Here is a 12,295-nt window from a genome sequence, read left to right as displayed (position 1 = left end):
GACATTATTTATCTTAGAGTTTCGTGTTTTTTCAATTCATTGAGGTGCATCGTAGATAAAATATTGCTAGTTTTAAAATACATTTCTATTACACAACATCAATATGACCCATTCTGCTACGTGAAATAAAAGGAATAAACTTCGATGGTTAAAGATCAAATCCGTTACGATATTCTCGTTCAGGATGCGCTTCGTGGAGTTATCCGTAAAGTTTTATCGGAAGTTTCTAAAGCTGGTCTTCCGGGAAATCATCATTTTTTTATAACTTTTTTGACGAATTCCCCAGGCGTTAAAATTTCTTCTCGGCTAAAAAATCGCTATCCTGAGCAAATGACAATCGTCTTGCAACATCAGTTTAGAGATCTCAGTGTTTCAGAAACAGCCTTCGAAGTAACCCTCTCTTTCAGGGAAATAACAGAAAAACTGGTGATTCCTTTTACTTCCATTCAGGTCTTTTATGATCCTGTAGCAGCATTTGAAGCAGCATTTGACCTGCCCTCAAGTCTTACCTCTGGAGAAAGTGAAAATTCAGAAAACACCTTACCTGCACCCATTACTCTATCAAACAAACAAAAAAAAGAAAATACGCTCACAGAAGAACAAAATCTCAGTACCAATAAAGAACCTTCAAATAACGATACAAAACAAAGTGCTGATGTTGTCTCTTTAGATTCTTTTCGGAAAAAATAAACTTTCTCATGCCTGAATTAATTAACCTTCGCCAATTTCGAAAACAAAAAAAGCGTACAGAGAAAGCTCTTCATGCTGAGCAAAATCGTTATCGTTTTGGACGAACAAAAACTAAAAAACTTTTTGAGCAACAAAAATCTTTAAAAACGCAAAAATTTCTTGATCAAAATCGTTTACGAAATGACGAATAAAGGTAGAAAAATGCACGAAAATAATTCTATCGATTGGTCAAAAGTCATTCCACGAAAGATATCTGTTCGCGTTGATGGACACGCAACAAGCGTTTCTTTAGAACCACCATTTTTAGATATTCTAAAAGATATAGCCCGCAAAAAAGGACAATCTTTAGCCTTTATTATTACCGATATTGATAGCAAAAGACCACAACAAGTAAATCTTTCGGCCTCGTTACGCGTTTATGCCCTTCAAAGCGTTCTCACCCAACGCCTTTAATGTTTGTGCTTATTTTTTTACGTTCTCTTTCTGTCTGTTCAACTGAAACTGTTGTGACTTTTTAAGAGAAGTTTTTTTAATCTAGAACTTCAATGAAAAAAAGACTACAAAAGAGATACAATGAGTAATTTTTCTGATCACACCATACCTTTCTTTGAAGAAGATTCCCCTCCAGACCATGATAAGGAAAATTCTGGGTTTTCTTCCCCTGTCCTAAAAGAAAAAAAATCATATAATACAAACTATTTAGAACAGCTCAATCCAGAACAGCAACAAGCTGTTATGAATACTGAGGGGCCTCTTTTAGTTCTTGCAGGTGCTGGTACTGGAAAAACACGCGTTTTAACAACCCGTATTTCTCACATTCTGCGCTCTGGACTCGCCTCACCTCAACAAATACTTGCTGTCACTTTCACCAACAAAGCAGCCCGTGAAATGAAAACACGTATTGGTGAACTTATTGGAGAAGTTGTTGAAGGTATGCCTTGGCTTGGAACCTTTCATTCCACTGGAGCTAAAATTTTACGCCGTCACGCAGAGCTTGTTGATTTAAAAAGAAACTTTACAATTCTCGATAGCGATGATGTTCTTCGACTTTTAAAACAACTTATTCAAGCTGAAGGATTAGACGATAAGCGTTGGCCCGCACGAAACCTTGCCATGATGATTGATTCTTGGAAAAATCAAGGACTTTCACCAACATATATCTCAAAAAGTGATGCTCATTCCTTTGGTAACGGCATGGGACGTGAACTTTATCACAGTTATCAAAATCGATTAAAAGATCTTAATGCTTGTGATTTTGGTGACCTTCTACTTCATTCTATCTCTATCTTCCAACATAATCCAGATATTCTTCGCGAATATCATTCTCAATTTCGTTATATTCTTGTCGATGAATATCAGGATACAAATACAGCACAGTACCTTTGGCTTCGCCTTTTGGCCCAACATCCTCAAGGTCAACATGTTAATCTTTGTTGTGTTGGCGATGATGATCAATCCATTTATGGATGGCGTGGTGCAAAAGTCGAAAACATATTACGTTTTGAAAAAGATTTTCCTTCTGCTAAAATTATTCGTCTAGAACGCAATTATCGCTCAACATCCCATATTCTTAAAACCGCCTCCCATCTCATTGCTCATAACGAAGAAAGACTGGGAAAAGTCCTTTTTTCTGCTCAAATAAAGAGTGAGGAAGAAAAGGTAAAAATTCATTCAGCATGGGATTCGGCAGAAGAAGCACGAGCAATCGGAGAAGAGATCGAACGCGCACAACAAACCGGTCATGCATTAAATCATATGGCTATATTGGTACGCGCATCATTTCAAATGCGTGAATTTGAAGATCGCTTTGTAACACTTGGCCTTAATTATCGCGTCATTGGTGGTCCTCGTTTTTATGAGCGAATGGAAATACGTGATGCCATGGCTTATTTACGCGTTGTTGTCCAACCTACTGATGATTTAGCTTTTGAGCGTGTTATTAATACACCAAAACGCGGCATAGGAGATGCAACCCTGCGCATTCTTTATGAGAGTGCACGTGCACGTGCTGTTCCTCTCTTTTCTGCTGCCGCAGACATCATTGAAACAGATGAATTAAAGCCTAAGGCACGCAGTGCGTTACGAATCCTTATTGAAAACTTCCGCCGCTGGCAAAATATGCTTCAAGACACTCCTCATAGAGAACTTGCCGAGATCATCCTTGATGATTCTGGTTATACAAACATGTGGTTAGAAGATCGCTCACCAGAGGCTCCTACAAGACTAGAAAATCTTAAAGAAATGATTCGTTCCATGGAACAATTTGAAAATCTTCAAAGTTTTTTGGAACATGTTGCACTCGTTATGGAAACGGAAAATAATGAAAATATGGATGCAGTCAACATCATGACCCTTCATTCAGCCAAAGGACTTGAATTTGAAACAGTTTTTCTTCCAGGTTGGGAAGAAGGACTCTTTCCCCACCAGCGCTCATTAGATGAAGGTGGACGTTCAGGATTAGAAGAAGAACGGCGTCTTGCTTACGTAGGTCTAACAAGAGCAAAAAAACATTTGCATATATGGTTTGTATCGAATCGAAGAATTCATGGACTTTGGCAACCTGCTCTCCCCTCCCGTTTTTTAGATGAATTACCAGCAGAACATATAGAAGTTGTAGAAATGGAAACATCCTATGGTGGTTATGGAAAATCTTCCTTTCAACATCACGATTCCTTTTATAATGACTATGCAACACCAAGACAAAAGCGTGCACAAAAAAACAAAAATATTGAAGGGAAAGTTATCTCTCAATCACTCTCTCATGCACCATCAGATTTTTCTGTCAATGATCGGATTTTTCACATAAAATTTGGTTATGGTCATATTACAGCAATAGACGATCATAAATTGACAATAATGTTCGAAAAAGCCGGAGAAAAGCGTGTACTAGATAATTTTGTAAACAAAGCTTAATTACAAGCAAACCACGATCAGTTTTTTCAAGAAACCACTTTATTTTATTCTGAATGTCATTTCCATTTGCGAACAAAGGCTTCAATGGGCAAATTTTGCATATCAGGCAATGCGTTGTGAATTTTATCAAGCGGCCAATCCCACCAAGCCATATCTAAAAGGCATTCTATCACATGATTGGGAAAACGCATTCGCAACCGTTTAGCAGGCACCCCAACGACAATCGTATAAGGCAAAACATCTTTCGTTATAACAGCGTTCGCGCCAATGATAGCGCCATGACCAATTGTCACCCCAGGCATAATAACCGCACCATGTCCAATCCACACATCATGCCCAATAATAACACGTTTTGCACAACGCCTTTCACGAAAACCACTATCTAATGCCATATAACGAAAATATTCGTTTGGACGATAGGTTATTTTATGCGTTGAAACGCGCTCCATAGGATGCTCCAACGCATTCATTCGTACATGAGATGCAATAGAACAAAAACGCCCAATATCGCTATAAATAGCCTCACTGTTACGTTCTAAATAAGAAAAATCTCCAATGGTTACATCACGCAAAACTACCCGCTCATTAATTTCCACATAGCGCCCTAATTTACAACCATGCAGCTGTGCTGTCGTATGGATACGAGGTTTACTTTCATGAAATCGAAGATCGTTTTCAATATTCATTCTTACCTTCCATCAATTGCTTCATCAATAAATATGGAAAGACATACCAACCAAACCAATAAAATCAACCATGAAACAAACATTGCAAAACAAACCTGCCGATGTTACAATTTCTTGATCTATCTAAGAGAGTCAAACTATGAAAAATGTACTCCGCATTTTAGGGCTAACAGTTATATTTCTTACGGGGATTTTTATTTATGATGCATTTATAAATAAGCCTTTAGGTGATAACTTTACGCTCACTGATTCAAATGGAAAAACGATTACCGAAGCGGATATTCGAAGCCAGCCTTCAATAATTTTTTTCGGCTTCACTATGTGTCCTGAAATCTGCCCTACCACACTGATGAATCTTGATCGATGGCTTACAGCACTTGGACCTGAAGCTGATAAGTTAGGAGTATGGTTTGTGACTGTTGACCCCGAACGTGATACACCAGAAGTACTCCATAATTATCTCAGCAATTTTAACAATAAAATCGTTGGTATCAGTGGAGATCCTGATAAAGTTCATAAAATGGTCAATTCTTTCAACATCGTTGCTGAAAAAGTCCCTGAAACAGATGAAAGCTATACTTATAACCATACGGCAGCAATTTTTTTACTCAAAAAAGGTGGAAAATTAGCTGGCGTTATCCGTTATGACACGAAAGAAAGCGATAGCGAATTAAAAGATGAAATCGCCATTGAACGGCTAAAAAAACTCATATCAAACTAAAAAAGCCAATCAAAAGAAAGAACAGCATGTCGCAACAAATTCGCTTCTATTATACTGCTTTTAAAAGTGAAGCAGAGCAATTTTATACCCTTATAGAAAGAGCTTTTGATGAAGAAGGATATCCTCTTGCTCTTATAGAGATAGATGAACAAAATGCTATATATGAGCTTTCTCTATATGTTGATCAAGACAATCAAGAAGACGCATTGAAACGTTTTGCAAGCGTTCTTTCTATAGATTCTGATAAAATTAATATGGAAGTTTTACCCAATATTGATTGGGTACAAAAAAGTCTAGAAGGACTAAAACCTGTACATGCTGGTCCTTTTTTCCTTCATGGAAGTCACAACAGAAACGCCATTCCAGCTAATGTTCTCCCTATTGAAATTGAAGCAAATCAAGCCTTTGGAACAGGACATCATGGGACAACAGCTGGTTGTTTGGAAATGATTGCCAAAGTAATGAAACACGAAAATCCACAAAATGCCCTTGATCTTGGAACTGGTAGTGGAGTCTTAGCCATTGGCATAGCAATGCTCAAGCCCATTAGTATTCTCGCCTCCGATATTGATCCTATTGCTATTCAAGTTGCACAACATAATATCGAGCTTAATGGCGTAAAAGAGTATATTACAGCTGTTACAGCAACAAGTTTTACCCATGAACATATTACAACACGTGCGCCTTTTGATCTCATTGTTGCCAATATTCTTGCCAATCCTCTCATTGAACTTGCGCAAGAAATGGTAAAAGCCCTTAAAAAAGGGGGATCACTTATACTCTCTGGAATTCTTGAAAAGCAACACGCCTACGTTTTAGATACTTATATAAAACAAGGACTCAAGCATATCGAAACATACCACCGTCAAGGATGGGTAACGATACATCTGAAATAAAATAAAAGGACGTTGTTATGTATCAATCTTTTGAGGCAACAACAAATCCCACGCATGCTGCAAAACGCATTGCCTCCCTTCGTAAAGAACTTGATCGCCTTGGGCTCGATGGTTTTCTTGTTCCACGGTGCGATGAACATCAAGGAGAGTACGTCCCTCCTCATGCTCAACGCCTTAGCTGGTTAACCGGCTTTACTGGATCAGCTGGGATTGCACTGATTTTAAAAAACAAAGCCATCATATTTACAGATGGGCGATATAAGCTCCAAGTTCGCCAACAAACTGATCCTGATATTTTTAATTATGAAGATCTCATAACTTGTCCTCCCTCACAATGGCTTGAAAAAAATGGTCAAAAACTTTCTATTGGTTTTGATCCATGGCTCCACACGATTGCTGCCACCGATGCATTGAGAAACGCATTAGAAATGAAAGCAGGTGGAAAACTTGTAGAAGTTCAACATAATCCCATTGATCTGCTCTGGCATAATCAACCAAAATTACCACAATCTGCATTATCAATTCACCCTCTCAAATATGCTGGGTGCGATACAGATGAAAAGTTGGCATTGATTTGCAGATATATACAAAAAGCAAATGCAGATGCTTTTATTTTTACAGACCCCTCTTCCATTGCATGGACATTCAATATACGGGGCAATGATGTTTCCAACACGCCTTTTTCCCTTTGTTTTGCTCTCATTCCACTTAACGAAACACCAGCTTTATTCATTGACCGCAAAAAACTTGGTGGAGAACAGAAACAATATCTAGAACGTTATGCAAAATTATATGAACCAGAACAGCTTATTCCCAAGATCAAAGAGTATATTCAAAAAGGGACAGTGTTTGCCTTAGATCCACAGCTAACATGCGAAAAATTACGAACTGTTATTGAAGAAAAAAATAGCTCTTTTATCACACTTACCGATCCTGCGGCTCTACCACGTGCCATTAAAAATGACACAGAACTCAATGGCACACGCAAAGCACACCTACGCGATGGTGTTGCCCTAACCCGTTTTTTTTCTTGGTTAGATAAACAAATACCAGGGTCAATAAGTGAAATTTCTGCTGCTCAAAAATTAGAAGAATTTCGCATAAATACAGCAAACGAAATGGGAGAAAAACTTAAAGATCTTTCTTTTGATACAATCTCAGCCGCAGGGGCAAATGGTGCCATTATTCATTATCGTGTAACAACGCAAACAAATAAACCACTCAATGCTGGTGAACTTTACCTCGTTGATTCAGGTGGACAATATCGTGATGGCACGACTGATGTCACACGCACAGTAGCAATTGGGAATATTGGAGAAGAAGAAAAACGCTGTTTTACGCTTGTCCTCAAAGGCATGATTGCTCTTTCAACTGCAAGATTTCCAAAAAGCACACGCGGACAAGACATTGATGCTCTTGCACGCATTGCATTGTGGAAAGCTGGTTTTGATTATGCCCATGGCACCGGTCATGGTGTTGGATCTTATCTTTCTGTCCATGAAGGACCGCAAAATATTTCTCGCAAAGGGTGCCAAGAACTCATCTCCGGTATGATTCTTTCAAACGAGCCAGGCTATTACCGCGAAGGCGCTTTTGGTATCCGTCTTGAAAATTTGATGATTGTGAAGCCAGCACAAAAAATTGATGGTGGAGATATAGAAATGCTCTCGTTCGAAACACTCACACATTGCCCCATTGATCGACGGTTAATCCTTCCAGAGCTTTTGACACAAGAAGAACGACAATGGCTCAATGATTACCATGCGCGGGTTTATCAGATGAATGCACCTTACTTAAATGAAGAAGATAAAAAATGGGCAAAAGAAGCAACAATGCCCCTTTAAATGAAGCAACGTATAACTTTTACTCTTTCTACAAAACATTACACCCTTCTCTTTTAAAGAGAGAAGTGCGAATTTACCATCAGCAAACACAAAAAATGCTTCTATGAAATACTTCAAGTTTTTTTGCCGATACGACAAAAGCCTTCCAAAATTGAAACAGAACGGGATACACTCTCAAAAGATAATGCTTATCAATTATCCTCCACCATCTCCACATGAGTTATAGCCTTATTCTGCTATACAGAAATTTTCATTATATTTTGTAATCCTCCGCGTCGCATTTCTAAAACGCCCATTATAACCAACTTATTACGCCGTTTAGATTCAAAAATTCTGCATATTTATTTACAATTTTTACCTTGCTTCACAGTAATAATTTATATCTTTTACTAATAATAACCTTGCATATTCTTCATCATAATAGTTTAAGTTTAATATTTAAGTTCAATGTTAATTATTTTAAATAACGTAATAAATATCAAAATATATGGCGCTCTGTTTTTGCAAAATAAACAGCCCCTATTATCCCCCTTTTTGATTTCATCCCCCCCAAAAATGTAAGAGCGATAATCATACAAATAGCATACGATCTTCTAGAAAACATCCTCTAAACATTATGTTTCTCAATCAACTGTAGCCAAGCCTCTTCATCGATAACCTCAACACCTAATTCTTCAGCTTTAGCCAATTTGGAGCCCGCTCCAGGTCCTGCAACAAGAAGATCTGTTTTTTTAGAAAGTGAACCAGATGTTTTGGCCCCTAATCGCTCTGCCAATGCTTTTGCTTCATCACGTGACATATGTGCTAAAGTTCCCGTAAAAACAATGATCTTCTCCGCTATTGGTGAAGAAGCTATCATGATAGGTGCCTCATCAAGAGGTGTTACTTCTTCAAGCAAAACAGACAAAACTTCACGGTTATGCGCTTCTCTATAAAAATCAACAATTGCGCCCCCTACCTGTGGTCCAATTCCTTCAATATTGGTAAGTTCCATCCAAGCTTCATTGCCTTCTTTGTTTTCCTGCTCACATGGCATAAATGCTTCCATAGCCGCCGTTTCAAAAGCTGTATAATTTTGATATGCTCGTGCAAGGCGGCGTGCATTCACCTCTCCAACATGACGAATCCCCAATGCAAACAAAAAACGGCTTAAAGGAATTTCGCGGCGTGCATTAATGGCATCATACAGTTTCCGCACTGAAACAGTACCAAAACCTTCCATATTTTCTAAACGGATCAAAGACTTTTCTTGGCGCCGTTCTAAAGTAAAGATATCAACTGGTGTATGAATACAAAGCGCCTCATCTTGAGCATGGAAAAAAAATTCTACCTGCTTTTTACCCAAGCCTTCAATATCAAACGCATTGCGTGAAACAAAATGACGAATACGTTCAATCGCTTGTGCAGGACAAATAAGCCCACCGGTACACCGACGCACCGCTTCTCCTTCTTCACGAACAGCATGACTCCCACAAGCGGGACACAGATGAGGAAAAACAAAAGCAGAAGCATCTTTTGGACGTTTTTCAGCAATAATATCAACAATTTGAGGGATTACATCACCAGCGCGTTGTACAATCACGGTATCGCCTACACGGATATCACGCCCTTCACGAATGGGCTCTCCTTTATGGCCAATTCCCTTAATATAATCCTCATTATGCAAACTGGCATTGGTCACCACCACCCCACCAACAGTAATAGGTGTAAGGCGTGCAACAGGCGTCAAAGCTCCCGTACGACCGACCTGAATATCAATATCTTCCAAAAGCGCCATTGCTTTTTCTGCTGGAAATTTATGGGCTATTGCCCAACGCGGCGAACGAGAAACAAACCCCAAACGCTTTTGGAGCATCAAATCATTAACCTTATAAACAATGCCATCAATGTCATAGCTTAAAGAATGACGGCGTTCTTCTATATCACGATAATAGAAAATAATTTCTTCTACTCTCTTAAAGACTTTTATTAATGGATTGATAACAAAGCCATATTCTTTTAGCTTTTTCATCATCTCTATTTGACTTTCTGCAAATACTTCACTCACTTCACCACAAGCATAAGCAAAAAATTGAAGCTTTCTGCTGGCGGTTATCCGTGAATCAAGCTGACGGAGCGAACCAGCCGCTGCATTTCGAGGATTGGCGAAGGTTAACTTTCCCTTCTCTTGTTGGCTTATATTAAGAGCTTGGAAATCTTCCCGTCCCATATAAACTTCGCCGCGAACCTCGATTACCTCAGGAAAATCACCTTGCAAAACTTGTGGAATATCAGCAATTGTTCGAGCATTTGCCGTCACATTTTCACCGACAGTTCCATCCCCACGCGTTGCCGCACGCACAAGCCGCCCCTTTTCGTAGCGCAAAGACAAAGATAAACCATCAATTTTTGGCTCCGCTGTTATTTCCAACACTTGTGTTTCTGGAAGACGTAAAAAACGACGAATACGCTCAATAAATTCAGTAACATCTTCAGAGCTAAACGCATTATCAAGTGAAAGCATAGGCTGTACATGAACAGACTTTTCAAACTTTTCAGAAATTGGTGCCCCAATTTTATGTGAAGGAGAATCAACACGAATAAGCTCTGGAAAAAGAGCTTCAATTTCTGCATTACGGCGGCGCAACGCATCGTATTCTGCATCAGAAATTTCAGGCTGATCATCACGATTATAAAGCACATCATGACGTGCAATTTCTTTTGCCAACCACTCTAATTCACTTTCTGCTTCAACAGCTGAGAGATTTTTAACTGCATCTTTGTTCATAAAATCTATTCCAAATTACGAGTTACTGCCATAAGGACTTCCACGCTTCCTCATAAAGTGAATCGCAAATAAAAATAAGCTTTCCAGTATTTTTATCACTGGCTAATTACCTTTATGCGAGAAGCTTTTGAGCCGCTGCACGCGCTTCTTCAGTAATCTGTTCTCCTGCCAACATACGAGCAATTTCTTCTGCACGTTCATGCTCTTCCATTTTATGAATAGCAGTAACAAAGCGTCCTTTATCATGACTCTCAATTTTCGAAATAAGAAAATGACCATGCGCTTTCGATGCAACCTGTGGTGCATGCGTAATAGCAAAAACCTGAACACGTTCTGATAAGCGTTGCAACCGTTGTCCAATAGCCGCTGCAACAGCCCCCCCAACACCTGTATCAATTTCATCAAAGATCAGCGTCGGTGCTGATCCTCGATCAGACAAAACAACTTTTAATGCCAACAAAAAACGAGACAATTCACCGCCAGAAGCCACACTAAGCATCGGTCCAGCTCGTGTTCCAGGATTTGTTCGCACCCAATATTCAATACGATCACATCCCTCAGCACTCCGCTTTTCCACATCACTTTGCATTTCAACAATAAACTCGGCCCTCTCTAACTTCAATGCCGGCAACTCAGCCATAACACTTTCAGATAAATGCTTTGCTGTCTCCCGACGCTTTATTGTTAAGGCTTGCGCCAATGTATCATAATTTTTCTTTGCCTGCTTTGCCTCATCTTCAAAACGTGTCAATATAGTCTGAGCCTCTTCAAAATCAGCGAGTTCTGCGTCCATTTTATCGCGTAACTGAATCAATTCATCCGCAGAAACTTGATATTTACGAGCAAAACCCCGAAGAGAAAAAAGACGCTCTTCTATCCGTTCCAATTCATCAGGTTCAAAATCTAATGCTCGTATTGCCGTCTCAATACCTTCTTGTGCTGTTGCAAGTGCATGCAATGCCTCATCAATAGATTTCACCACTGGTGCAATAAGTTCTTGCGCCTCAGGAATTTTCCGCTCCAAACGCCTCACCAAATTAGAAAGCACTGGGATTGGTGATTTTTGACCCGTTAAAAGATCATCCGCTTCTTTAATATCTGTTGCTATTTTTTCTAATTTAAGCATATCAGCACGACGAAGAGAAAGAGCTTCCTCTTCACCAACTTTAAAATCAAGCTTTTCAAGCTCTTCTACACACGCACGAAGATAATCAACCTCCCGTACAGCACTCTCTACTTTAAGACGCTGCCGTTGCAAACGCTCCTCAAATTCACGCCATGTGTGATAACACTGACGCAAATTTTCCACTTCATCTTCAAGACCACCAAAGGCATCTAATAATTGGCGATGTGTAGCAACATCAACAAGCGCACGATCATCATGTTGTCCATGGATTTCAACCAACAAACGGCCAACACTCCGCATCAATGCAACACTAGACACCTGATCATTGATAAAAACACGGCTACGTCCATCACTTGATTGCACACGTCGTAAAATAATATCACCCTCATCATCAAGACCATTCTCACGAATAAGTTGACGTGCAGGATGTGAAACAGACACATCAAAAACAGCTGTAACCTGCCCGCGGTCAACCCCATGACGCACAAGCGAAGCATCACCCCGCCCCCCTAGAGCAAGTGATAAAGCATCAAGGAGAATAGACTTCCCCGCACCCGTTTCTCCAGTTAAAACCGTCAACCCCGCTGTAAAATGAATATCGAGCGTTTCGATCAAAACAATATTATGAATCGAAAGCTGTACCAACATAGAG

At 39.5% G+C, this 12,295-nt stretch carries 10 protein-coding genes; 7 read left to right on the top strand and 3 right to left on the bottom strand.

Features of this window, described 5'->3' with window-relative positions:
• The first annotated feature begins 144 nt into the window (after window positions 1-144).
• The 4 genes from ACFIM1_RS03615 (at window position 145) to ACFIM1_RS03600 (ending at window position 3,603) form a co-directional block, all read left to right on the top strand.
• Window positions 145-690: an SspB family protein gene (locus tag ACFIM1_RS03615; RefSeq protein WP_375608248.1), complete on the top strand. Its 546-nt coding sequence runs from the start codon at window positions 145-147 to the stop codon at window positions 688-690.
• Window positions 691-698: 8 nt separating this feature from the next.
• Window positions 699-881: a DUF4169 family protein gene (locus tag ACFIM1_RS03610; RefSeq protein ID WP_375608247.1), complete on the top strand. Its 183-nt coding sequence runs from the start codon at window positions 699-701 to the stop codon at window positions 879-881.
• A 10-nt stretch (window positions 882-891) separates the two neighbouring features.
• A complete protein-coding gene (locus tag ACFIM1_RS03605; protein WP_273788067.1) occupies window positions 892-1,143 on the top strand; it encodes a ribbon-helix-helix domain-containing protein in 252 nt (83 codons plus the stop codon).
• Between the two features lie 120 nt (window positions 1,144-1,263).
• Entirely contained in the window at window positions 1,264-3,603 is a 2,340-nt protein-coding gene (locus tag ACFIM1_RS03600) for an ATP-dependent helicase (RefSeq protein WP_375609274.1), read from the top strand.
• Window positions 3,604-3,659: 56 nt separating this feature from the next.
• Here the strand turns inward: ACFIM1_RS03600 and ACFIM1_RS03595 are convergent, their stop codons facing one another.
• Complete coding sequence (locus ACFIM1_RS03595) at window positions 3,660-4,289, bottom strand: DapH/DapD/GlmU-related protein (protein WP_375609273.1); 630 nt, start codon at window positions 4,287-4,289, stop codon at window positions 3,660-3,662.
• A gap of 139 nt (window positions 4,290-4,428) precedes the next feature.
• On the opposite strand from ACFIM1_RS03595, the gene ACFIM1_RS03590 reads away from it, so the two are divergent.
• Genes ACFIM1_RS03590 through ACFIM1_RS03580 form a run of 3 tightly spaced genes read left to right on the top strand, consistent with a single transcriptional unit; the run spans window position 4,429 to window position 7,750 of the window.
• Window positions 4,429-5,010: an SCO family protein gene (locus tag ACFIM1_RS03590; RefSeq protein WP_375608243.1), complete on the top strand. Its 582-nt coding sequence runs from the start codon at window positions 4,429-4,431 to the stop codon at window positions 5,008-5,010.
• Between the two features lie 26 nt (window positions 5,011-5,036).
• Complete coding sequence (locus ACFIM1_RS03585; protein WP_375609272.1) at window positions 5,037-5,906, top strand: 50S ribosomal protein L11 methyltransferase; 870 nt, start codon at window positions 5,037-5,039, stop codon at window positions 5,904-5,906.
• A 17-nt stretch (window positions 5,907-5,923) separates the two neighbouring features.
• Window positions 5,924-7,750, top strand: a complete 1,827-nt coding sequence (locus ACFIM1_RS03580) for an aminopeptidase P family protein (RefSeq protein WP_375609271.1) — start codon at window positions 5,924-5,926, stop codon at window positions 7,748-7,750.
• Window positions 7,751-8,357: 607 nt separating this feature from the next.
• On the opposite strand, the gene ligA is transcribed toward ACFIM1_RS03580, so the two are convergent.
• Both ligA and recN read right to left on the bottom strand, forming a co-directional pair.
• Window positions 8,358-10,517, bottom strand: a complete 2,160-nt coding sequence (ligA, locus tag ACFIM1_RS03575; protein ID WP_375609270.1) for an NAD-dependent DNA ligase LigA — start codon at window positions 10,515-10,517, stop codon at window positions 8,358-8,360.
• 112 nt (window positions 10,518-10,629) lie between these two features.
• On the bottom strand, window positions 10,630-12,291 hold the full coding sequence (gene recN, locus ACFIM1_RS03570) for a DNA repair protein RecN (protein ID WP_375609269.1): 1,662 nt from the start codon (window positions 12,289-12,291) through the stop codon (window positions 10,630-10,632).
• Between the last annotated feature and the right edge of the window lie 4 nt (window positions 12,292-12,295).

Source organism: Bartonella sp. AC158YNML (assembly GCF_042196725.1).
GTDB lineage: Bacteria > Pseudomonadota > Alphaproteobacteria > Rhizobiales > Rhizobiaceae > Bartonella.
Note: the sequence above shows the minus strand (reverse complement) of the source record. Positions and strands in the feature narration are given on the sequence as shown.

What these genes read in the sequence shown, in the direction of transcription:
- ACFIM1_RS03615 (WP_375608248.1), top strand. Translation starts at nt 145, where the DNA reads ATGGTTAAAGATCAAATCCGTTACGATATTCTCGTTCAGGATGCGCTT.
- ACFIM1_RS03610 (WP_375608247.1), top strand. Translation starts at nt 699, where the DNA reads ATGCCTGAATTAATTAACCTTCGCCAATTTCGAAAACAAAAAAAGCGT.
- ACFIM1_RS03605 (WP_273788067.1), top strand. Translation starts at nt 892, where the DNA reads ATGCACGAAAATAATTCTATCGATTGGTCAAAAGTCATTCCACGAAAG.
- ACFIM1_RS03600 (WP_375609274.1), top strand. Translation starts at nt 1,264, where the DNA reads ATGAGTAATTTTTCTGATCACACCATACCTTTCTTTGAAGAAGATTCC.
- ACFIM1_RS03595 (WP_375609273.1), bottom strand. Translation starts at nt 4,289, where the DNA reads ATGAATATTGAAAACGATCTTCGATTTCATGAAAGTAAACCTCGTATC.
- ACFIM1_RS03590 (WP_375608243.1), top strand. Translation starts at nt 4,429, where the DNA reads ATGAAAAATGTACTCCGCATTTTAGGGCTAACAGTTATATTTCTTACG.
- ACFIM1_RS03585 (WP_375609272.1), top strand. Translation starts at nt 5,037, where the DNA reads ATGTCGCAACAAATTCGCTTCTATTATACTGCTTTTAAAAGTGAAGCA.
- ACFIM1_RS03580 (WP_375609271.1), top strand. Translation starts at nt 5,924, where the DNA reads ATGTATCAATCTTTTGAGGCAACAACAAATCCCACGCATGCTGCAAAA.
- ligA (WP_375609270.1), bottom strand. Translation starts at nt 10,517, where the DNA reads ATGAACAAAGATGCAGTTAAAAATCTCTCAGCTGTTGAAGCAGAAAGT.
- recN (WP_375609269.1), bottom strand. Translation starts at nt 12,291, where the DNA reads ATGTTGGTACAGCTTTCGATTCATAATATTGTTTTGATCGAAACGCTC.